We start from the raw sequence: 22245 nt of genomic DNA on the forward strand, positions 1-22245 counted from the left end.
AGGCAGTTGCTACCGTCAAGTCATTGCTTAAAAGGACTTAATATGTTTTTGGATTACTTTGCCTTGTGCATGCTAGTGTTCGTCAGTTTGACTATCTTTTACGGCATTATCGCCATTCACGACATCCCCTACGAAATAGCCAAAAAGCGCAATCACCCGCACCAAGATGCCATCCATGCCGCCGGCTGGGTCAGCTTATTTACGCTGCATGCGTTATGGCCGTTTTTGTGGATTTGGGCCACCTTGTGGCGTGATGACCGCGGTTGGGGTTTCGCGAAGCTCGAGGAAGAACATCAAGATAACCTGCATAAAATCTCGTTGTTAGCCGAAAAAGTCAGCCAGTTAGAAGCACAACTACAACAACTGACGCCAGCCAAAACCGTGGCGGTAACACCACCAGCCGCCGCCCCTAACAACGACATTACAGAATAACGCGCTCACTCTATTTGCGGGGAACCAAACATGGACATGTTGCTGATTCTTTCATACACCGCCATTTGCGTGGCTATTTTTAAGATTTTCAAAATCCCACTAAATAAGTGGTCGATTCCGACCGCGGTACTTGGCGGGATCGTGCTGATTGGCGCGCTGATCTTACTGATGAACTATAACCATCCGTTTACGGCGACTGGCGCCCAAATTTATACCACCACGCCAATTATGCCCGGTGTACGTGGCCGCGTGACCGAGGTTGACGCCGTGCCTAACACCATGATGCGTAAAGGGGATTTGTTGTTCAAAATTGACGATACGCCATTTAAGGCAGAAGTCGTCCGCCTGCAAGCGGCACTGGCCAAAGCGATGCAAGAGAGTCTGCGGCTCGACGCCACCTATGTGCAGGCACAATCCAATACCGAGAAATTCCAAGCCGATAAAGATCGCACCGAACGGGAATACCAGCGCTATAAAAAAGGCTACGAAAGTGGTGCGTTTACCGAGCAACAGATGGACACCGCCAGACAAAACTTCAAAGCTGCGCAAGCAGCGCTCAAAGCCGCAATAGCGCAAGAAGAAGCAACCCGCTTAGCGAAAGAATCGGAGTTTGAAGGTGAAAACACTGACGTAGCCACCACCAAAGCCCAACTCGCCAGTGCCGAATTTAATTTAGAACAAGCCACCGTTAGAGCGCCAACCGATGGCTATGTTACCCAAGTGGCATTGCGCCCAGGCGCGATGGCAGTGCCGTTACCGCTGGCACCAGTGATGACCTTCGTGCATGCCGAACCGCGTACCTACGTCGGTGCCTTTAGACAAAACTCCCTGATGCGCTTACAACCTGGCAACGAAGCGGAATTTCTGTTTCGCTCCATCCCCGGCAGAGTGTTTAAAGGCCATGTGGTAGAAATTTTACCGGCAATTGCCGAAAGCCAAATTCAAGCCGGTGGCCGCTTACTGGGCACTCAAGCGTTAGTCACTTCCGGCCAAGTGTTCGTCAAACTGAAAATTGACGACAACTTAGATGAATACCATCTGCCGATGGGCACCAATGTTGAGATCGCTGTTTACTCGCATCATTTCGAACACGTATCGGTGATGCGTAAGGTGCTGATCCGCATGAAAAGCTGGCAAAACTATCTCTACTTAGATCATTAATCCACACGAGACATCAGCTCGACGTGCAATGTCACTCTTTTGCACGTCGAGCGTACTATTGCCATCACCATCCATGGCAATATCGCTTTATAGGACATAGAGGTCATGACGATGAAAAACATCCATTACACTATGCCAGTATTTAACGTTGTTGCAGGCATTTTCGCTCTGGGGCTGTTCACTCCGCCCGTGTTAAGCCAACCGCTCGAACCCGAGCAACTAGCCCAAGAAACCGCCGCGGTGGTGCGAGATACCGATAAATTTGATTGGGTGAGGTTAACCTCGGGCGAATGGCTCAAAGGCGAGATTATTGCTATATACGACAACGAATTAGAGTTTGATAGCGATGTACTCGACACCCTAATGATCGACATGGACGATGTGCATACTCTGCTATCCCATAAAAAGCAGAGTGTCAGATTTAACGACGGCAGCGTGTTATATGGCAACATCAAATACAGCGCTGCTGGCGTCAGCGTTGATGATGGCGCGCCGCGCCCGACCAGCAGTTTAGTCTCCATTGCACCGGCGGCAGAGAGCTTGCTGACGGCGTGGGATATCAAGCTTGGCGCAGGGATCAACATCAGCCGCGGCAATACCGAGAAAACCGAATATTCTGGCACCTTGGATGTAAAACGGCGTACCGCGTCTAGTCGTATTTTGGCCGACGCCCTGCTCAACCGTGAGAAAAACGATGGCGAAACCACGGAGCAAAATATTCGTGCGCACGGTACGTTTGACTGGTTCTATACCAACCACCTCTACTTTCGGCCGATATTTTTTGAATACTATCGCGACCCGTTCCAAAACATCGGCGGTAAATACACCCTAGGTGCCGGGGTCGGTTACTACTTCTTTGATACTGATAAGTTTTCTTGGGATTTAGCCGCCGGTCCAGCGTTCCAACATACCCGCTTTGATAATGTCGCCGAAGGTGAGAGTAGCAGTAACTCTTCTACCTCGGTTTACTTAGCTTCCACCATGGAATATGAGTTCTCTTCCGCTATCGATTTGAGCTTTGATTACCGCTACACCGTGGCACAAACCGCTGCCGGTGGCGATGCGCAGTACGCCAAGTTTAGTAGCGAATTTGAAGTGACTGATGACATCGACTTTGATGTGTCATTTGTGTGGGAGCATTTGGCGTCACCAGTAGCGGATAACCAAGGTGAAGTGCCAGAGAAGAGCGATTATCGCACCATTATTTCTCTGGAGATTGAGCTGTAAAGCCTGCTGCCATAGGGTCTTCAACCATTAAAAAGCGGCAGTTGCCCATAGACATCCGCCGCTTTTATGTCATACGCGCTTACATTGCCTGTTTGGTGCAACTGAACTTACGGTCATTTAAGCTAAATGCCGCTTCAGCGCCTTTATTCCAAAAGGTAATGTTTTTGCCTAAATACTTGGCGCCAGTGGCGTTAGCCATGCGTTGATTCCAAAAGGACATCTCTTGACCAACATATAAAGTACCGGACTCTGACGGTGTTCTCAGCAATACCGCTGAGTTTTTGTCGTTGGATAACATGATGGTTTCTGGCCCAAGAAACTTCATCGAAATCGCGCCGATGGTTTCACAGTTAAATACAGCACTCGTTGCTGCGCTGGCATCGGCAGGCTTACCGGGTTGGATTTGGCGTTTCATTTCCATCAAGGTTAAGCGCGCCTTATTGTCTGCATCGTAAAACACCAGCTTAGCTTCTGCGGTAATGTCGTAACGGATAACCGCATTTAATGCCGCAAGGAATTTCTGCTCTTGGTCGCCCAATGCTGGCACACAAGCGCGGCGCGTTGAAACAACACCAGCAACAGCAAACTTACCGTTAGCACTGCTGTAAGTGCCGCTGTATTGATTGCAGCCAGCCGAGCCAGAGATACGGCCCGAGGCATCAAACTGCATCGTCACCTTGCTATTATCAATCACCCCTTGCTGATTAATATCTTCCACTCGCCAGATACCCGCTAACTTAGGCGGAGCATTTACTGGTGCTTGCTGAGTGGCACAACCCACAAAAGCGGTCACCGCCGCCAGCAGTATAAGTACACGTCGCATAATCTTTCCTTAGTGCAGAGTTGCAATAATATTCCCTAAACAGCTGATAAGCTCATTACCAAATGAAGCGGCTAAATACTAAATAACAAGCAGTTAGCCGACATTTACCTGTTCTAGCTTAGTACATCATTTAACCAGCAACCAGCGAATCACTAGCATAACTCGACTAACATCACGGCCGTCACAACCCTAGCAAATCCGCCTCGGCTTGGCAGTCTCCTGCGGGGCGATATCGTTTGGTCTTCAATGCCAATAATTCTGCTTTGGCCGCTTGCACATCTGCCACAAACTGCGCATTGGCATGCAAACGTGCCACTGTGCTGGCGCCGATCACTCGGCCTTGCACCACATCGCTATGCCAGTGCACATTGCACACGTTGCGACTTTCACCAAAGGCCAGCCCCCGCTTAATCACGGCATTACTGTATTCGGGCGCAACTTCACTGAGCACCAAGGCCCACGCCCAGCCAACCCATCAAATGCAAGGTATCGTTGTTGATGGTGACGTGGGCGGCATAACTGTCGTCGGCGATATGACGAATATTTTGAAAGCGGTTTAACGGGGTATCGGTCTCAACCGCCGTTTCGTAGAAAAACTTGTAGGCTTCATCTATGGAATAACCATAAATGTAGGCATCTTGCGCTAATTTATCGGGAATGGGTTTAGCAAACGCTACTTGGCTAAGCGCCAAAGCAGCAAGAGGTAACCATGTTATCTTCATCGGAAAAGTCCTTTTCAGTGCCAGCGCAACCATTTGCGTGGCGCAGCGAATCCAACGCTGTTTACCGTGATTGATACCACGGAACGACATTCAACTGGGTAAGCGAACGTACTGCTCAAATTCTAGTTTACACCAAGTAATAGCGCTTAAAATGATGAGCCATCGTGCCAATAACGCGTCTCTGACAATGAGTTATGTTGAGTAATTATGCTCACCCTCGATCAGCACGCAGCAATTTTGTGTTTTAGCTGCATCACCAACTGTGCCATATAAGCTCGAAGCTCTGCCTCAGATGCTCGGCTTTTGAGAATATCTGCCACCTGTTGGACGGGGGAGTTAAGCTCTAATTCCAGCTCTTGGATTAGGTAAGTTAATTGCTCAGGTGTGAAACGGCGGAATGACGTTTTAACGTGACCATAAGTGGCCTGATAAAGCTGCTCGGCCATCTCTGCCGCTTTCGCTTGGGGCAAGGAGTCGTATTGCACCGGATAAAGCACAGTGCTGATTGGCCCAAGCCAGCGCTCAACCAGTTTACCGTTAGTGTGCAGCCGAAACTGTCGGCAACAAACTGGGCAACGATAAAATGGCTCAGCATCCGAGTTAAGCGTGATGTTGTCGCATCGAATACACTGCATTCGTTTACCTTAAAGATTATTCCGTTAACCCGCCGGACAATAACAAATAAGCCATAATCAGCGCTAGGGACTGTTGTTGGAGAATACTACACGGCACATCACCTGCCTTGCCTAAATTCCGCTCGGCCGACGGAAAAAATAACCAGAAAAAATCAATCCTCTTTGACATCATCCATTCACCATAGTCGTGAACATTGTCGATGACAAAAAAGTAAACCACCGAAGTGCTGTGCCTTAATAAAGCGATCTTGTAGTAAAACAACACACAAAACTCAAGATCGAGCACTTCAAAACAGATTTAACTCGCTGGTGTGAGAGGCATAAAGCCGAGGAAAATATTAAGCAACCAGCACCCTGTACGTTAGATCTGTCACCTAAGTTGGAAAATTCCAGTGCTAACGTATCGATGAATATTACAGGCCCCGATTTCTGGCGGTATGAACATGAATTTATACCTGCATTAGGAATGAAAAAATAATAAAAAGATCAGAACTGAAATAAAACTTCATAATATGTACTTTGATCCATAACGGTATGCATTTATACAATATCCACCATCCATTAGCAGACAAATAAAAACATAAAACATTGTATTTATTACACTTAAACCGTTACCTTTCAAAAGAAGCATTTAAAAACCACGCATAACTGTGTTGCAGGCATAATAGCTAAAACGACCGCTAGATAGTCATTGAGTTTTTAATAACTGCGTGTCCGTTCAAGTGGCTAAAACGATTTATTCACCACCAGCGTTCCATGCACCACAGTCTTTTTTCTCAGTAAATAAGAGGCGAATACGACTTTAGTTAAATAAAGTCCATCGAAATACAAGAAAAAAATAAAATAATCCATTTTTTTTCATTCATTCCTCCATGTTAAGAAGATGTTCATCAAGTTAGGATTTGCGAACATTTTCTATACACCAGACAAATGACCAATAGTGCTGCTGAATTGGAGAATGTTGCATACGTCTTTCATTTACTCGTGCAGAGGAGATTTGCCGAGTTTTCCATTTGGGGGGAAATATTTGAATGAAAAGCAATCATCACAAAAAAACCATGTTGGCGGTACTAGTTGGTGCATCGCTTAACATCTCTGTGCATGCGCAAGAAAATACATCAACAGACAAAGATAGTGCAGTTTCAGAAGATATTGAAGTAATTGAAGTTAACGGTTTACGCGGGAGTAACCTGCGTGCGTTAAATAACAAACGTTATTCTGCAACTATCGTTGATGGTATTTCTAGCGAAGAACTAGGTAAATTTCCTGATCAGAACGTAGCGGAGTCATTGCAGCGTATTACAGGGATTTCCATTGACCGTAGCGGCGGTGAAGGTCGTTTTATTACGGTTCGTGGCCTTGGCCCTGAATTCAACTCAGTGCTCTACAATGGCCGTATTCTGGCAACTGAGAACTCTGGCCGTGAGTTCAGCTTCGACATTCTGGCGGCAGAAGCCATCAGCGGTGCAGATGCCTACAAATCATCAACATCTGATCTGTTAACGGGGGGGATCGGTGCCACGGTCAACCTGACCACAGCTAAACCGATGGACACTCCGGGAACACGAGCAGCGTTCAGTGCCAAGAGCACCTACGATACGTTGGCAGAGAAATATTCACCGCAGGTGTCAGGTGTATACAGCTACTCCAATGACACCTTTGGTGCGCTGGTTTCACTGAACTACGTCAACCGTTACTACCGTTCACAAAACGCGGTCACCGACGGTTGGATGGAGCGTGATCTTAGCTATATCCCGAACCAGAATGGCCCCGGCGATTTCTCGCGGGTGATGATGCCGCGTAACCTCGATTTTCGCGACGATCAAGGTGAACGCGAGCGTATTGGTGGTACGGTGGTTATTCAGGCACGTCCGACTGACAACGTGATGCTGACGACCGATATCCTGTATTCAAAATTTGCGGTTACTTCGTCCGCCATGAACGCGGCCAACTGGACCCACGACTGGGTAGATGGTTTTGATTCGGCCTATGTGGATGAAAACAACACCATGCTGGGGTATTCCTACGCCAGTGGTATCGATAGTCTCTCTGCCGACTTTGTCCAGCGTTCGTTTGACCGTCCAACAGAAACCCGTCAGGTGGGTCTGAACTTAGAATGGTTTGTCACTGATCAACTGCAAATCACTGCCGACGTGTCCTATTCTGATGCAATCAATGATGCAGGCGGCAGCGGCCAGTTCGTTATCGCTGGGGTGCAAAATGCCAACCCACGTTACGATTACACCAATGGCGGTGATTACGGCAGTCTGTCTTACGATAATCCCGTCAGTGCCGATTTATTGCGCAGCCACTCGATCTATTTCAGTGGGCAGGATGTCAAAGACAAAATTACGCAATACCGTTTTGATGGTAAATACACCCTAGGCTACGAATTTGCTGATGTGATTCACTTCGGTATTTATGGCTCCAGCCGCACTAAAGATCGTCAAAGCTATGATAACGGTACCAACGGTAACGTATTTTCAGGCTACGGCTTCGATGTGCCAGATGAGATATTCAAGTCTGTTAACCAGAGCGGTTTTCTCAGCGGTGGCGCACCAGCAACATGGTTCACGTTCGACCCGTATGAATATGCCGACTATCTGTGGTCAGAGTCTAACATCCGTGAAAACATCATTGATGCTGGTAATGGCTATGCCGACACGATCATGCTGCGTCGTGAACTGGGCGGACCATACGCTCGTCTGAACCGCAACACCATCGCCGAAGTGTCTGAAGATGCGTTTGAAGCTTACGTGCGTTTAGACATAAACACCGATCTGTTCGACATGCCACTGACTGGTAACATCGGTCTGCGTTACTCAAAAACCGACATTGAAGCAACGGGCTACAGTGCGCTGGTAACCGATATCACCCCAGTACAAGGTGATGACACGTTACTGAATCTGACCATGAGTGACACCATGCGTCTGGTGGAAAAGAACGATTACGACTACTTCCTGCCGTCACTGAACCTGAAGTTGGATGCGACTGATGAGCACGTATTGCGTTTCTCCGCATCAAAATCGATTGCCCGTCCAACACTGACCCGCATGACGCCGGGAATGAGCGGTTACAGCGGTCGTTTGAATGCCTCAACGGCTTACGGTGGCAACCCGCAACTTATGCCATACGAGTCGGTTAACCTCGACCTCGCATGGAACTGGTACTACGGCGAAGCAAGTTATGTCGGTATTTCTGCCTTCCACAAGGCGGTAGATAACTTCATTTCAACGGTCACGTTGCCAGAAGTCATTTTGGAAGGTAATCCGTACGGTGAGTTCATGGTAAGCCGTGAACGTAACGCTGAAGCGGCAAACATCAAGGGGCTGGAATTCGCAATTCTGCATACGTTTGAGAGTGGTTTCGGTTTTCAGGCCAACTACACCTTTGTTGACTCTGATGACGATTTCGATCCGACCAACAACACCGAAACGTTTGCGCTGGAAGGGATGTCAGATTCATACAACTTGATTGGCTTCTATGAAAATAATGGCCTGCAAGTGCGTATCGCCTACAACTGGCGTGATGAGTACCTTTCCCAAGCCGTTGGCGCTTATAGCCAACCCGCGATGGTGGAAGCGTACGGCCAGCTTGACTTCACAGCGACTTACGATGTGACGGAAAACCTGTCGGTCTTCCTAGATGGCACCAACGTTCTGGACAACGAAAGCAGAAGTTTCTCGATCTATGAAGAACGCTTGCTTAACTTCCAGAAAACCGGTGCTCGCTTCTCATTAGGTGCGCGTTACACCTTCTAAGCGACACGCAAATATCAGTCAAACTGAGCCAAAGATCGGATAAGGATCGTTAGCGCGATCCTTATCCGACTGAGATAATCGGAGAGCTATTTTGGCCTCCGATTTTTGCCGTTTCCGCACAAAACTTTCCGCGATAATTTTCAAGAATAAAGTCCAGTAGATATGACTTAACTGACAAGATGTTACTTGACGATATTACAGCGCTACGGACGACAAAAGTGGCGATAATTTATGCCAACCTGTCTCGTTGCCGCCGCGTTATTTCAGCGCCATGTCGCTCGTTTTGCGTGAAGCAGATAGCGGTTTATTACCGTTGTTATTGCGCTAACGAAATGGTTTTCATGTCATTAATCAGGCTGAACTGCTTGCGGTAGATCTTTGGCGACATTTGATTATGGCGTTTAAACAAGCGGGAAAAATAAAAGGCATCGTGATAACCCAGTGATGCCGCAATGGCCTGAATGGGTTCATTGGTGAGTTTGAGTTTGTCGCAAGCAAGTTGCATCTTTAGCCGTGTAAAAAACTCCAGTGGCGGCACATTCATTTTAGCTTTGAACAAGGCGGCATAATGGGTGGATGACCAGCCCGCAATTTGCGCCAGTTGCTCCAGCGTCAGCAACCGATGCAGGCTTTTTTTCATCACATCCACCGTTTTTTCAATGCGTTTTTCCACGCCCTGCTGGCTCGCTTTAATCGAGCGTTGATACAACTTACACACGCCGAGAAAGTGCGCCAGGCTGGTAGATAGGCATAACAACGAGGTATTGGTGAAGCCGCTTTCGGTATGCTGATATACGTCCTCAAACGCATCCATTAACCCGGCAATATTGGGAATGTTAATCACTGGCGCTTGCTCGCTGATTTGCAGCTCTTCCAGATAGTGGGAAAGCATTTCTCCGCGCACATGGAACCAAAATATTGTCCACGGATTTTCGTTATTCGCTTCATAAGAGTGCGCACAATCTTGCGGTATCACAATCAAGTGTCCGGGTTGCAGACGCCACTCGCGGCCATTAAACCGACATATCCCTTCACCAGCGAGACACGCGATAATTATCGATTCAGGAGCGCCTTTCCAGCGCGTGACATAGTGCCCTTTCACCGACTGAAACATACCGATGTGGGTGGGAAACAAGCTGGCACACACCGGCTTACTCATTGCTGTTTCAACAATCGCGGGCGGAACGACAACCAGACGCTGTCCAGCGAACCCTTCTGACATTCTCAGCATATGTTACTCACTCACTATAGACCAAGGTATAAATCGTAAAATAGTACATGTTGTACGACTTATTATCCATTTTTAAATTGTATTAACAATCTTATAGTCGGAAGCAGTTTAAGAAATAACGTGCAGTAATTCTGCATCCAGCAAATAGGTTGTTCATTATGAGTCAAAGACTGTTCAACAAAGTTGCGATTGTCACCGGTGCCGCCATGGGCATTGGCGCAGAAATCGCCAGAAGCTATGCCCGCGAAGGCGCCAAACTGGCGTTGTTCGATACCCAGTACGACATGCTAGAAGCGTTAAAAGCGGAGCTGGTCGCTCAATACGGTTGCCAGATCAACATTTACCAAGTCGATGTCGGCAATGAAGCAATCGTCAACGCTGCCATTGAGGATGTGGTGGCAACTTACGGTCAGATCGACGTACTGGTGAACAATGCGGGCACCAATGTGTTCAACACCATTTTGGATCTGTCACCCGCAGACTGGCAACGTTGTATCTCGGTGAACCTGATGGGAGCCATTAACTGCAGCCGCGCCGCCATTGGTCACATGCTGGCAAAGAACTACGGCAACATTGTCAACGTTGCTTCAGTACACGGCCATAAAATTGTTAAGGGCGCGTTCCCTTACACCATCTCCAAACATGCACTGATCGGCATGTCTCGTTCACTGGCTATCGAATATGCCGACAAAGGCATTCGCGTGAACTCAATCTCTCCGGGCCTTATCGACACACCGCTGGCACAGAGCTTCTTCGAAAGCTGTCCTGATGAAGCTGCCGAGCGCGAACGACAACGTCAAATCATTCCAGTTAAGCGCTTCGGTCAACCAGAAGAAGTGGCGGCCACGGCGCTGTTCTTGGGTTCTGACGAGGCCCGCTTTATCAATGCCACTGACATTCTGATCGACGGCGGACGGAGTCAGGTTTACTGCGACTAACACGTAACGAGAAAAATAACTTCGATTAACGAATAAAGGTTTAGGTGTTTTATGAGTTATCAGGATAAGCAAAGCCCCGAAATCCATACCGCGTTTATCTGGCTGATCAGTCTCGCCGCCGCCTGCGGTGGTTTGCTATTTGGTTACGACTGGGTAGTCATTGGCGGCGCTAAGCCATTTTATGAAGTGTATTTCGATGTGGACTCACCAACCCTGTCGGGTTGGCTGATGTCATCGGCGCTGATTGGCTGTATCTTCGGTGCCATGTGTGCGGGTGTATTGGCGGATAAAGTGGGCCGTAAATACGCACTGATTATCTCCGCGCTGCTGTTTATCATCTCTGCCGCTGGTACCGCGATAGCCGACAGCATCACCCCGTTCGTGCTTTACCGTATTCTTGGTGGAGTGGGCATTGGTCTGGCATCCACCGTATCGCCGATGTACATCTCTGAAATCAGCCCGGCAGATCGCCGCGGCAAACTGATTGCTCTGAACCAACTCACGATTGTGATCGGCGTGCTGGCCGCGCAACTCATCAACCTGCTGATTGCCGAGCAGGTCAGTGATGAGATCACGCAGGATTCTTGGAATGTGGTGGAAGGTTGGCGCTACATGTTTGCCGCCGAACTCGTTCCAGCAGCGCTATTCTTTGTGCTGATGTTCCTCGTCCCTGAATCACCACGCTGGTTAGTAAAAAGTGGCCGTTATCAGGAAGCGGGTAACGTGCTGAGTAAAATTGGTTCCGGTAGTTACTCGGCCACCAGCCTTGCCGATATTCGGGCCAGCTTTAAACAAGATACCACTAAGTTTTCCTTCGCCGATCTCAAGTCAGTTAAGCCATTACTGCTCATCGGTATCGTATTGGCCTCGTTCCAGCAATGGTGCGGCATTAACGTTATCTTTAACTATGCCCATGAGATCTTCGCGTCTGCCGGTTTCGACATCAACGATACGCTGAAATCCATCGTCGCCACCGGCATTATCAACTTAGCCTTCACTATTCTGGCGCTGCCGATGGTAGAAAAAATGGGCCGCCGCACCTTGATGATTATCGGCTCAGCCGGTCTAGGGGTGATCTACCTGATTATCTCTGCCATGTACCTAGCTGGGATCGACGGTTTGCCACTGCTCACCATGGTATTGGTTGGCATTGCCACCTACGCGCTAACGCTGGCACCAGTCACTTGGGTACTGCTGGCAGAAATCTTCCCCAACCGAGTGCGCAGCGGGGCGATGTCGATGTGTACGCTGGCATTGTGGCTGGCTTCTTTCGGCCTGACATTCACCTTTCCGTTTCTTATTGAAGCGTTTGCCGCCTCCGGCAGCTTCCTATTCTATGCACTGATTTGTTTTGTGTCCTTCCGCTTTATCTGGCTGTACGTGCCGGAAACCAAAAAGCTGACATTGGAACAAATCGAGACAAATCTGGCCGGTGACAAACTGGTCCGTCAGAACCGCTAACAGAAAGATTCATCATGAAAATTAAACAATTACGCCTGTACCCTGTTGCACCTCGCTGGTGTTTCTTGGCCGTCGACACCGACGAAGGTGTTACTGGCTGGGGCGAGCCCATTATTGAGGGCAAAGTCGAAACAGTCATGGCGGCGGTGAAAGAGCTGGAGTTTTATCTGCTTGATAAAGATCCAGCGCAAATCAACGACCTATGGCAACTGCTTTACCGTGGTGGTTTTTACCGTGGTGGCCCGATTCTAATGTCGGCCATTGCCGGTATCGAACAAGCCTTGTGGGACATCAAAGGCAAGGTCATGGGCCAACCCGTGCACCAACTGCTGGGCGGTCGCGTGCGCGATAAAATGAAAGTCTACTCTTGGGTCGGCGGCGATGATCCTGCCGATGAAATTGCCCAAATTAAGGTGCAGCAACAGCTTGGCCGCAACACCTTCAAACTGAACGGTTGCGGCAAGATGGCGCTGATCGACTCCCACAAAGCAGTGGATGAGGTGATCGATCGTATTGGCCTTATCCGCAGCACCTTCGGTAACACTGTCGATTTCGGTCTAGATTTCCATGGCCGCGTCTCAGTGCCGATGGCGAAAGTCCTGCTTAGAGAGTTGGAACCGTTCCGGCCGTTGTTTGTGGAAGAACCGGTGCTGGCTGAACAGTACGAACAATATTCGGTGCTCAGTAGCAGCACCTCAATTGTGCTTGCTGCCGGTGAACGTATGTTTACCCGCGCCGAGTTCAAACGCGTGTTAGCACGCGGTGGTCTTGGCATTCTGCAACCGGACGTTTCTCATGCCGGTGGCATTCTGGAAACCGTAAAAATTGCCGCCATGGCCGAAGCGTACGATGTCACCCTCGCACCGCACTGCCCGCTCGGTCCTATCGCTTTTGCCGCCTGCCTCGCCGTTGACTTTGTGTCCTACAACGCCGTTCTGCAAGAAACATCACTCGGCATGCATTACAACACCGGCGCCGACCTGCTTGATTACGTGAACAACAAAGATGACTTCGCCATTACCGACGGTTTTATCAAGCCGCTGACCAAACCGGGGCTGGGGGTAGAACTGAATGAAGAGGCAATTTATCAGGCCGCTGCACAGCACACCGGCTGGCGCAACCCGGTGTGGCGTCACCAAGATGGCTCAGTGGCAGAGTGGTAAGGAGTACGATGATGTTTGAATTAATCGACACAATTGACGTAAAAAATTACCTCGGCGAAGGAGTGACGTGGGACGACCAAACCCAAACCGTTTGGTGGACCGATATCGAAGAAAAGCAGCTGTTTTGCTATCAGCTGAGCCACCGCCAACTGTGCGCATTTGACACACCTTATCGCGTTTGCGGTTTTGCACTGACACAACAAGCCGATGTGGTGTTGGCGGCGTTTGACCGCGGCATTGCGCTGTATCATCTCATCTCTGGTAACACCGAATGGCTGTTCCAATTTCCTGAAGGTGCCACCGTGCGCTTTAATGAAGGCCGCACCGATGCCAAAGGCCGCTTCTGGGTCGGCACCATGAACGAATTTGGCGACAAAACCGCTAGCTCCGGCCTGTACCGCGTCGACACTGACCTGACCGTCACAAAAATTGAAGCCAATGTGGGGATTTGCAATGGTCTGGCGTGGAACGCAGACGCCACCCGTTTCTACATGGCTGACTCGGGCCAACAGGTTATCTATCAATACCGTTTCGACATCGACAGCGGTGAGATTGCTGACAAAGCCATCTTTAAGCAACTACCCGCCAACACCTCACCCGATGGCGCCATGATGGATGATACCGGCCACCTATGGAGCGCGCTGTGGGGCGGCAGCTGTGTTGCTCGTTTCAGCCCTGAAGGTGAGCCGCAGTATTTTGCTGTTCCCGTTGAACAGCCGACCTGCGTTGCCTTTGGTGGTGAGCACCACAATTTACTGTTTGTCACCTCGGCCTGCTATCAACTATCCGACGATGCGTTACAAGCCGCGCCGAAAACCGGCAGTTTGTTTATCTACCAAACTGACGTTACCAGCGCGCCACGTCCTCGCTTTGCGGGAGAATTCCACCATGGCTAAGCAAGCGGTCAGTATTTTGGTTGACTGGGGAACCACCAATTTTCGCGCCTACCTGCTGGATGAAAATGGTGTTTGCTTGGCGGAAACCAGCGCACCAAGCGGCATTTCACAAATTAATGGCGCATTTGAAGCCACGCTCAACGCCAACATCGGCGAATGGCTGAACACCCACGACAACCTCACCGTCGTGCTTGCCGGAATGATCGGCAGCCAAATTGGCTGGAAAAATACCCCTTATGTGGACTGCCCAGCGCCGATCAGCGGCTATGGGCAGTACGGCGTGCAAGTCCCCGAATTTAACCACGGCAACTGCTGGATAATTCCCGGCATGAAGCAGGAAACGGCTGACGGTAAAGTGGATGTCATGCGTGGTGAAGAGCTGCAAGTGATCGGTGCCAGCATGTTGTCCGGTGATACCGATGCCGCGTCTTACTGCTGTCCCGGCACCCATACCAAGTGGGTCAAGGTGAATAATCAGCAAATTCAAACCATCACCACCGCGATGACGGGTGAAACCTTCTCACTGCTATCGAAGCATTCCATTCTGGCGCATTCGCTAGATACCAGCGCACCGCTGGATGAAGCCGCATTTATCAAAGGCGTGCAGTACAGCCAGCAACCCGGCGGCCTACTGAATCATATTTTCAGCGTGCGTACCCTGTTCGTCACCGGCAAACAGGCAACGTCTGCCGGTGCTGGTTACCTTTCTGGCTTGCTGATTGGCCACGAGATCCGCGCGTTTATGGAAGCCAACGGCGCCGAGTCTATCGGCACCTGCCACATCATTGGCAGCTCGTCGCTAAACCAACTTTATCAGACTGCCATGAATCACTTCGGCATCAGCACCACGCTGGTGGCCGACAAAGACGCCAGCATTGCCGGCGCAAATTCACTTATTCAGACGTTAAAGGATAGATTATGCCGCAACTGAACTCTTACATGACTATGCCTCTGATCGCGATTCTTCGTGGTATCACCAACGATGAAGTGGTAGACGTCACCGCCGCACTGATTGAAGAAGGTTTCACCATGATTGAGGTGCCACTAAATTCACCCAATGCCGTCGAAAGTATCCGCCGTATCGTGGCAGCATTCGGCGATAAAGCACTGATTGGCGCGGGCACCGTGCTGACAGTTGAGCAAGTCGATGCCGTGGCCGCGGTGGGCGGTAAGCTGATCGTTTCGCCGAACATGAACCCTGCGGTGATCAAACGCACCAAGGAACTGGGCATGATTTCCGCGCCGGGCGTAGCAACACCAACCGAGCTATTTGCCGCGATTGAAGCCGGTGCTGATGCAGCCAAGGCCTTCCCGGCGGATGCTATTCCGCCGTCAACAGTGAAAGCGTGGACCTCTGTGGCGCCGAAAGGCTACCCAATTCTGGCCGTTGGCGGTATTCACGCCGGTAATATGGCCGACTACCTCCGCGCTGGTGCGGTGGGCTTCGGTATTGGCAGCAACCTCTACAAACCGGGGAAAACCGTTGCTGAAGTGCGCGCCGTTGCCAAAGACATGATTCAGACCATCTCTGCCCTCTAAAGACACGAGAATACTCATGAAAGCAAAATATACTGCATTATTCAGCGCACTGGTTGCGCTTGGCCTGACTGCTTGTAGCGGTCCAGACACGCCGTCATCGAATGCGCAGCAAACGCTGTCCCTTGCTGGCGACTGGCAGGTAAAACTCGACCCACAGAATAAAGGCGCCAGCGAAAACTGGGCACAAACTGGCTTCGACGGCCAAAAAATTACCCTGCCCGGTACCCTTGATGATGCCAAACTGGGCACCAAAAACCCGCTGAAGCCAGAGATCAATAATGATGTCATGGCCCACCTCGCCCGCGAATATGAATATATCGGTGCCGCTTGGTATCAAAAAGACGTCACTATTCCAGAAGATTGGCAAGGCGACACCGTGGCGTTGGAGCTGGAGCGAGTCATTTGGCAATCAGAAGTGTTTGTTGACGGCAAATCTGTGGGCACACAAAACAGTCTAGTGGCTGCTCACAACTACGATCTGACTTCATTTCTGAGTCCGGGCAAACACCGTATTACCGTGCGAATCGACAATGGCGACAAATTCCCTGGGATCAACATCACCAGCGATAAATATCCGCGCGAACCAAGTCAGGAAATGGCCCATGCCTATACCAACCATACCCAAATCAAGTGGAACGGTATGTTGGGTGACATCAGCCTGACAGCATCGTCGGCCAACATGGCTGATGACGTACAGGTGTACCCAAGTCTGGCGGATAACACCATCACCGTGACGTTTGACCAGAAAACCCCAGCGGCTGGCAAGGTGGCCTACACCATCAGCAAAACTGACGGCACGCTGGTAGCGGAAGGTGAAGCAAGCAATGCCACCGTAAAAGACGGCAAAGTAAGCTTTACTATCGCCAAGCCTGACGGTATTGCCTTGTGGGACGAGTTCAACCCGAACGTGTACCAACTGGCCGTTAATCCAGCCAACAGCGATAGCGACACACCAGCAACTGCAACAACTTTTGGTTTCCGCGAAATCAGCGAAGCCAACGGCGATCTGTTACTGAACGGCCAACGTATCTTCCTGCGTGGTAATTTGGATGCGGCCATCTTCCCGCTGACGGGTCATCCGCCAATGGATAAAGACGGCTGGTTAGAAATTCTAAAACAAGCAAAAGCTTACGGCTTAAACCACTTCCGTTTCCACTCATGGGCTCCGCCATCCGCCGCATTTGAGGCGGCGGATGAGGTCGGCTTCTATTATCAAGTCGAACTGCCGCACTGGAGCCTGCATGTAGGTGCCGATAAAGCAACGACTGACTTCCTGCGCGCAGAAGGCCAGCGCATTATCGAGGAATACGGCAATCACCCGTCATTCATCATGATGGCGATGGGCAACGAGCTGGAGGGCGATCTGGATACACTGCGCAGTCTGGTCAACCACTACAAGTCTCAGGACAGCCGTCACCTTTACGCGTCAACAGCGTTCTCGTTCCAGAAACCCAGCGAACAATGGCCGCTGAATGTTGATGAATTCTACATTACCCAGTGGACAGAAAAAGGCTGGGTCCGTGGTCAGGGGATTTTCAATACCAATTCGCCAAGCTTTGACAAAGACTACACCGACAACGCTGAATACATTGGTATTCCGCTGATCTCTCACGAAATCGGTCAGTACTCGGTCTATCCTGACATGAGCGAAATCCCGAAGTACACCGGCGTACTTAAACCGCTGAACTTCATCGCCATTAAAGAACAGCTTGAACAGAAGGGACTGATAGAGCTGGCAGACAAGTTCACTTATGCCTCCGGTAAACTGGCGGCCATTCTCTACAAAGAAGAGATTGAGCGTGCGCTGAAAACCCCAAGCTTCGACGGATTCCAACTGCTACAGCTGCAAGATTTTCCGGGGCAAGGTACCGCGTTGGTGGGCCTGCTGAATGCGTTTTGGGGATCTAAAGGCGTGATCAGCGCCGAGGAGTTCCGTCAATTCAACAGTGAACTGGTGCCGTTGATCCGCTACAGCAAAGCGGTGTACCAAAGCGGTGAAACTTTTGCCGCGTCTATTGAAGTCGCTAACTTCTTCAAAGATCTCAAAAACCAAAAACTGCACTGGTCGATCACTGACAACAGCGGCACCGTGGTGGCACAGAACGACATCAGTAATGTTGACTTGGCCATCGGCAACAACGTAGCGCTGGGTGATATCTCGCTGGCGCTGGATGTGAAACAAGCGCGTCAGATGACCGTACGTGTAGAAGTTGGCGGAACCAACTACAAAAACACTTGGTCATTCTGGGTCTACCCGCAAGAGGTCACCACCGAGTCTGACGCGGTAGTTTCCACCACCTCATTTGACGCCGCAGAAGCGGCACTGAAACAAGGTAAAACGGTATTCCTAAACCCGGATTACCACAACCTGCAAGGCACCGACGGTCGCTTTGTGCCGGTATTCTGGAGCCCGGTTCACTTCCCTAATCAGCCAAGCACTATGGGCCTATTAATGGATCCTAAACACCCTGCTCTGGCTGCGTTCCCAACCAGTTCGCACACTGACTGGCAGTGGTGGGATATGACCATCCAATCCAAGTCTATCGAGGTAGATGAGTCTCAAGTGACGCCGATCATCCGCGTCATCGACAACTTCGTTACTAACCGTCACTTGGCTAATGTGGTGGAAGCGAAAGTGGGTAACGGCAAACTGGTGTTCTCGTCTATCGACTTGACCAACGATCTGGACAGCCGCCCAGCTGCGCGCCAGCTCAAGCACAGCTTACTGGCGTATATGCAAAGCGATGCGTTCGCGCCGGAGAAAACCATCACCATGGATGCGTTAAAAGCGCTGCAATCTTCCGATGAGAGCAAGTCATTCAAAACCAATGATATTTATGACTAAGCAACCATAGTCTCAAACCCGCCGGAGCGATGCAGCTCCGGCTTTTTTGTCTTTAAACCATGGGTTATCTTTGCTGGTTATTTTTGCAGTTGGCAAAGCGCGATTTAGACAAGGCAGGTGATGTGTAGTTATTCTTCAGCAACTGCCTCTAGGGGCTGTTTATCTTTGCTGATTGTTTTTGCAGCTGACAGAGCGTGATTTAGACAAGGCAGGTGATGTGTAGTTATTCTCCAGCAACAGCCCCTAGCAAAAAATACCGGCCCTGTGACCAGATTTGATGTCAGCGAAACCGATCATTTCGCAATCACGCCCCGGTTAAGTTTATAAATAGTTGTTATCACCACTCCCCGCTATTGCAGTGCCTGCGTAAATTGCTAAAAAGCACGCTGAGTAAGCACCATCATGAGTGCGGTCAAATGAGATAACGCACCTACTGGCGTATCACTCCATTATCACCGAACAAAAATTACATTTAAAAACAGTTCATTAAGCATAAATCACGGCCTAATCTATAATGTAGATTGCAGCCGTATTTACTTCAGCAATATACTATACCCCAGTATAGGACTTTGGAACTGACAATGCCAAATAGCCCCGAAGATAAGAAACGTGTTTTAACCCGAGTTCGTCGGATCAAAGGACAATGTGAAGCGTTAGAACGCGCGCTGGAATCAGGCGCTAGTTGTGCTTCCGTGTTACAGCAGATTGCCGCCACTCGAGGTGCCATTAATGGATTAATGGCTGAGGTGCTGGAGACTCATATCCGTGAGGAATTTAGCGCTTCAGAAGATGGAGAAAAAATTAAAGAGTTGCTTGTACTTGTGCGTAGCTATTTGAAATAGCTCTGCTATCTGCACAACTTCTCGTTATCAAACAAGCTAACAAAGAGGAAATCATTTATGAAATCACGCGCAGCTGTGGCCTTCGCTCCCGGTAAGCCATTGGAAATCGTTGAAATTGACGTAGCACCTCCTAAAAAAGGCGAAGTGTTAATCAAAATCACTGACACTGGCGTATGCCACACCGATGCATTCACCCTGTCTGGTGATGATCCTGAAGGTGTATTCCCTGTCGTCCTTGGTCACGAAGGTGCCGGTGTCGTGGTAGAAGTGGGCGAAGGTGTTACCTCGGTAAAACCGGGTGACCACGTGATCCCGCTATACACTGCGGAATGTGGTGAATGCGAATTCTGTAAATCTGGCAAAACCAACCTGTGTGTTGCTGTACGCGCCACCCAAGGTAAAGGCCTGATGCCAGATGGCACCACTCGCTTCTCGTACAACGGCCAACCGCTGTATCACTACATGGGTTGCTCAACCTTCTCTGAATACACTGTGGTTGCCGAAGTATCACTGGCAAAAATCAACCCGCAAGCCAACCACGAACACGTATGTTTGTTGGGTTGCGGTGTGACTACCGGTATCGGCGCCGTACACAACACCGCCAAAGTACAAGAAGGTGACTCTGTTGCGGTATTTGGTTTAGGCGGTATCGGTCTAGCCGTGATTCAAGGTGCGCGCCAAGCTAAAGCGGGCCGTATCATCGCTATCGACACCAACCCAGCCAAATTTGAACTGGCAAAACAGTTCGGCGCCACTGACTTTGTTAACCCGAAAGACCACGAAAAACCGATCCAACAAGTGATTGTTGAGATGACTGGTTGGGGAGTGGACCACTCTTTCGAATGTATCGGTAACGTCAATGTGATGCGTGCTGCACTGGAATGTGCCCACCGTGGTTGGGGTCAATCAGTGATTATTGGGGTAGCGGGTGCAGGTAAAGAGATCTCTACTCGCCCATTCCAATTGGTAACTGGCCGTCGCTGGTTAGGCTCAGCCTTCGGTGGCGTAAAAGGCCGTAGCCAACTGCCAGGCATGGTAGAAGATGCCATGAAAGGTGACATCGATTTGGCACCGTTCGTGACTCATACCATGGGACTTGAGCAAATTAATGAAGCTTTCGATCTGATGCACGAAGGCAAATCTATCCGCTCAGTCATCAAGTTTTAATGTAACAAGGACGAGCGTGACAGGGATCTGCCATGCTCATTTGCGGTAATAATTAAGGGGCCGCCAACCTTTTTTGAACGTTTTTTCAGCAGACAGCGCGAGATTTAGGCAAGGCAGGTGATGCGCTGTGTAGTCATTCTCCACCAACAGCACCTAACGCCGAATAAATTGCGCTCCGTTGCAAAAATCAAACATGAAAGGCTAACAGCCCAAAAGGAAATTCTCATGAGTGAAGTGTTTTTACATCCTGCCATTGAACACGGTATCCACAAAGGTGTTGCAGGATTTGCCGGCGGTACACTGAAATGCCAATGCAGCGTCGACCCAGTTGAAGTTAAGGTGACTTCTAACGTGGCGCATAACCACGCTTGTGGTTGCACCAAATGTTGGAAGCCTAGCGGTGCAGCATTCTCAGTTGTCGGTGTGGTACCACGTGATAGCGTCACCGTGGTAGCTCATGCAGAAAAACTGGCGATTGTTGATGAAACCGCAGCGATCCAACGTCACGCTTGCCAAGTGTGTGGTGCCCACCTTTTCGGTCGTATCGAAAACACTGGTCACCCATTTTACGGGCTGGATTTTATTCACACTGAACTGTCTGCCGAACAAGGTTGGGAAGAACCACGCTTTGCCGCGTTTGTCTCTTCCATCATTGAAGGTGGCGCAGCACGTCCAGAACAGATGGACGGCGTACGTGCCAAACTGACCAAACTCGGTTTGCCGCCATACGATTCATTGAACCCACCATTGATGGACGCCATTGCAACGCACATTGCTAAGCAAAAAGGCATTCTTTAATCATGTACAGGAAGCGGTGCCATGTGCAGCGCTTCCTGCTTTAGTGGCGAGTGGCGAGTGGCGAGTGGCGAGTGGCGAGTGGCGAGTGGCGAGTGGCGAGTGGCGAGTGGCGAGTAGGATGTCCCAAAGCTATTCAGCAGCCAAGCGTAAAACTTAACTCAGGCGCCAAATCCCATATACACAAAATACGATTAAATTTTTAAACCCTAATCAAAATAATCCCTATAAAAGAGTTGATGCCAGAGGATGGGTTAGAACCGTCATGCTATTAACGGCGGGGCCGATGTTATTGAAAGCGAATCCCCGGTGCTCACAGGGTTGGCTAGCAGTACCAATCGATGACAACCAAATTTCAGGCACAAAAAAACCGACTTAGTGTCGGCCTATTATCTCTTATAAGAGATGGTACCAGAGGACGGACTCGAACCGTCATGCTATTAACGGCGGGGCCGATGTTATTGAAAGCGAATCCCCTGTGCTCATAGGTTTTAGCTAGCAACGCCAACCGATAAAAACCAAATTTCAGACACAAAAAAACCGACTTAATGTCGGCTTGCTCATTCTAGATAATCTCTCTAGAAGATGGTACCAGAGGACGGACTCG

19 protein-coding genes are annotated in these 22245 nt (G+C 49.8%); 14 read left to right on the forward strand and 5 right to left on the reverse strand.

From position 1 onward, the window contains the following. Positions 1-42 precede the first annotated feature (42 nt). The 3 genes from L9G74_RS18605 (at position 43) to L9G74_RS18615 (ending at position 2820) form a co-directional block, all read left to right on the forward strand. Positions 43-432, forward strand: a complete 390-nt coding sequence (locus tag L9G74_RS18605) for a DUF3302 domain-containing protein (RefSeq protein WP_238898275.1) — start codon at positions 43-45, stop codon at positions 430-432. A gap of 30 nt (positions 433-462) precedes the next feature. After that, positions 463-1593, forward strand: coding sequence for an HlyD family secretion protein (locus L9G74_RS18610; protein ID WP_238898276.1), 1131 nt, complete (start codon positions 463-465; stop codon positions 1591-1593). A 111-nt stretch (positions 1594-1704) separates the two neighbouring features. Further along, complete coding sequence (locus L9G74_RS18615; RefSeq protein WP_238898277.1) at positions 1705-2820, forward strand: DUF481 domain-containing protein; 1116 nt, start codon at positions 1705-1707, stop codon at positions 2818-2820. Positions 2821-2899: 79 nt separating this feature from the next. Here L9G74_RS18615 and L9G74_RS18620 read toward each other — a convergent pair whose 3' ends face one another. The 4 genes from L9G74_RS18620 to L9G74_RS18635 form a co-directional block, all read right to left on the reverse strand. Continuing rightward, positions 2900-3643 (reverse strand): META domain-containing protein, encoded by a 744-nt coding sequence (locus tag L9G74_RS18620; RefSeq protein WP_238898278.1) that lies wholly within the window; start codon positions 3641-3643, stop codon positions 2900-2902. Positions 3644-3824: 181 nt separating this feature from the next. Beyond that, entirely contained in the window at positions 3825-4097 is a 273-nt protein-coding gene (locus L9G74_RS18625; RefSeq protein ID WP_238898279.1) for a phosphatase PAP2 family protein, read from the reverse strand. Further along, the gene (locus L9G74_RS18630; RefSeq protein WP_238898280.1) at positions 4084-4365 is read right to left on the reverse strand and encodes a hypothetical protein; all 282 of its coding nucleotides are present in this window, start codon (positions 4363-4365) and stop codon (positions 4084-4086) included. The genes L9G74_RS18625 and L9G74_RS18630 overlap by 14 nt, the downstream gene beginning before the upstream one ends. Before the next feature lie 221 nt (positions 4366-4586). Next, positions 4587-5000 (reverse strand): hypothetical protein, encoded by a 414-nt coding sequence (locus L9G74_RS18635; RefSeq protein ID WP_238898281.1) that lies wholly within the window; start codon positions 4998-5000, stop codon positions 4587-4589. A 1031-nt stretch (positions 5001-6031) separates the two neighbouring features. Here L9G74_RS18635 and L9G74_RS18640 point away from each other — a divergent pair. Further along, positions 6032-8761 carry a TonB-dependent receptor gene (locus L9G74_RS18640; protein ID WP_238898282.1) on the forward strand — a complete coding sequence of 910 codons (2730 nt, stop codon included), beginning with the start codon at positions 6032-6034 and terminating at the stop codon, positions 8759-8761. A 316-nt stretch (positions 8762-9077) separates the two neighbouring features. On the opposite strand, the gene L9G74_RS18645 is transcribed toward L9G74_RS18640, so the two are convergent. Then, entirely contained in the window at positions 9078-9920 is an 843-nt protein-coding gene (locus L9G74_RS18645) for an AraC family transcriptional regulator (RefSeq protein WP_238898283.1), read from the reverse strand. Positions 9921-10150: 230 nt separating this feature from the next. On the opposite strand from L9G74_RS18645, the gene L9G74_RS18650 reads away from it, so the two are divergent. From L9G74_RS18650 to gfa, 10 genes are all read left to right on the forward strand, one after another. Further along, complete coding sequence (locus L9G74_RS18650) at positions 10151-10930, forward strand: SDR family oxidoreductase (RefSeq protein ID WP_238898284.1); 780 nt, start codon at positions 10151-10153, stop codon at positions 10928-10930. 51 nt (positions 10931-10981) lie between these two features. Continuing rightward, positions 10982-12391: a sugar porter family MFS transporter gene (locus L9G74_RS18655; protein ID WP_238898285.1), complete on the forward strand. Its 1410-nt coding sequence runs from the start codon at positions 10982-10984 to the stop codon at positions 12389-12391. A gap of 14 nt (positions 12392-12405) precedes the next feature. Beyond that, positions 12406-13554 carry a galactonate dehydratase gene (gene dgoD / locus L9G74_RS18660; protein ID WP_238898286.1) on the forward strand — a complete coding sequence of 383 codons (1149 nt, stop codon included), beginning with the start codon at positions 12406-12408 and terminating at the stop codon, positions 13552-13554. Positions 13555-13562: 8 nt separating this feature from the next. Further along, positions 13563-14450: an SMP-30/gluconolactonase/LRE family protein gene (locus L9G74_RS18665; RefSeq protein ID WP_238898287.1), complete on the forward strand. Its 888-nt coding sequence runs from the start codon at positions 13563-13565 to the stop codon at positions 14448-14450. Then, entirely contained in the window at positions 14443-15381 is a 939-nt protein-coding gene (locus L9G74_RS18670) for a 2-dehydro-3-deoxygalactonokinase (RefSeq protein WP_238898288.1), read from the forward strand. Before L9G74_RS18665 ends, L9G74_RS18670 begins: the two co-directional genes overlap by 8 nt. Then, positions 15369-15989: a 2-dehydro-3-deoxy-6-phosphogalactonate aldolase gene (locus L9G74_RS18675; RefSeq protein WP_238898289.1), complete on the forward strand. Its 621-nt coding sequence runs from the start codon at positions 15369-15371 to the stop codon at positions 15987-15989. The genes L9G74_RS18670 and L9G74_RS18675 overlap by 13 nt, the downstream gene beginning before the upstream one ends. A 16-nt stretch (positions 15990-16005) precedes the next feature. Then, on the forward strand, positions 16006-18834 hold the full coding sequence (locus tag L9G74_RS18680) for a DUF8487 domain-containing protein (RefSeq protein ID WP_238898290.1): 2829 nt from the start codon (positions 16006-16008) through the stop codon (positions 18832-18834). Positions 18835-19415: 581 nt separating this feature from the next. Beyond that, positions 19416-19676 carry a metal/formaldehyde-sensitive transcriptional repressor gene (locus tag L9G74_RS18685; RefSeq protein ID WP_238898291.1) on the forward strand — a complete coding sequence of 87 codons (261 nt, stop codon included), beginning with the start codon at positions 19416-19418 and terminating at the stop codon, positions 19674-19676. 57 nt (positions 19677-19733) lie between these two features. Further along, positions 19734-20843, forward strand: coding sequence for an S-(hydroxymethyl)glutathione dehydrogenase/class III alcohol dehydrogenase (locus L9G74_RS18690; RefSeq protein WP_238898292.1), 1110 nt, complete (start codon positions 19734-19736; stop codon positions 20841-20843). Positions 20844-21068: 225 nt separating this feature from the next. After that, on the forward strand, positions 21069-21641 hold the full coding sequence (gene gfa, locus L9G74_RS18695) for an S-(hydroxymethyl)glutathione synthase (protein WP_238898293.1): 573 nt from the start codon (positions 21069-21071) through the stop codon (positions 21639-21641). Positions 21642-22245 lie beyond the last annotated feature (604 nt).

Source organism: Shewanella electrica (assembly GCF_022321485.1).
GTDB lineage: Bacteria > Pseudomonadota > Gammaproteobacteria > Enterobacterales > Shewanellaceae > Shewanella > Shewanella electrica.

Excerpts from the sequence above, each read along its gene's own strand:
- L9G74_RS18665 (WP_238898287.1), top strand. The coding sequence starts at position 13,563 with ATGATGTTTGAATTAATCGACACAATTGACGTAAAAAATTACCTCGGC.
- L9G74_RS18640 (WP_238898282.1), top strand. The coding sequence starts at position 6,032 with ATGAAAAGCAATCATCACAAAAAAACCATGTTGGCGGTACTAGTTGGT.
- L9G74_RS18670 (WP_238898288.1), top strand. The coding sequence starts at position 14,443 with ATGGCTAAGCAAGCGGTCAGTATTTTGGTTGACTGGGGAACCACCAAT.
- L9G74_RS18645 (WP_238898283.1), bottom strand. The coding sequence starts at position 9,920 with ATGAGTAAGCCGGTGTGTGCCAGCTTGTTTCCCACCCACATCGGTATG.
- L9G74_RS18610 (WP_238898276.1), top strand. The coding sequence starts at position 463 with ATGGACATGTTGCTGATTCTTTCATACACCGCCATTTGCGTGGCTATT.
- L9G74_RS18655 (WP_238898285.1), top strand. The coding sequence starts at position 10,982 with ATGAGTTATCAGGATAAGCAAAGCCCCGAAATCCATACCGCGTTTATC.
- L9G74_RS18630 (WP_238898280.1), bottom strand. The coding sequence starts at position 4,365 with ATGAAGATAACATGGTTACCTCTTGCTGCTTTGGCGCTTAGCCAAGTA.
- L9G74_RS18605 (WP_238898275.1), top strand. The coding sequence starts at position 43 with ATGTTTTTGGATTACTTTGCCTTGTGCATGCTAGTGTTCGTCAGTTTG.
- L9G74_RS18680 (WP_238898290.1), top strand. The coding sequence starts at position 16,006 with ATGAAAGCAAAATATACTGCATTATTCAGCGCACTGGTTGCGCTTGGC.
- L9G74_RS18675 (WP_238898289.1), top strand. The coding sequence starts at position 15,369 with ATGCCGCAACTGAACTCTTACATGACTATGCCTCTGATCGCGATTCTT.
- L9G74_RS18615 (WP_238898277.1), top strand. The coding sequence starts at position 1,705 with ATGAAAAACATCCATTACACTATGCCAGTATTTAACGTTGTTGCAGGC.
- L9G74_RS18620 (WP_238898278.1), bottom strand. The coding sequence starts at position 3,643 with ATGCGACGTGTACTTATACTGCTGGCGGCGGTGACCGCTTTTGTGGGT.
- gfa (WP_238898293.1), top strand. The coding sequence starts at position 21,069 with ATGAGTGAAGTGTTTTTACATCCTGCCATTGAACACGGTATCCACAAA.
- L9G74_RS18690 (WP_238898292.1), top strand. The coding sequence starts at position 19,734 with ATGAAATCACGCGCAGCTGTGGCCTTCGCTCCCGGTAAGCCATTGGAA.
- L9G74_RS18685 (WP_238898291.1), top strand. The coding sequence starts at position 19,416 with ATGCCAAATAGCCCCGAAGATAAGAAACGTGTTTTAACCCGAGTTCGT.
- dgoD (WP_238898286.1), top strand. The coding sequence starts at position 12,406 with ATGAAAATTAAACAATTACGCCTGTACCCTGTTGCACCTCGCTGGTGT.
- L9G74_RS18650 (WP_238898284.1), top strand. The coding sequence starts at position 10,151 with ATGAGTCAAAGACTGTTCAACAAAGTTGCGATTGTCACCGGTGCCGCC.
- L9G74_RS18635 (WP_238898281.1), bottom strand. The coding sequence starts at position 5,000 with ATGCAGTGTATTCGATGCGACAACATCACGCTTAACTCGGATGCTGAG.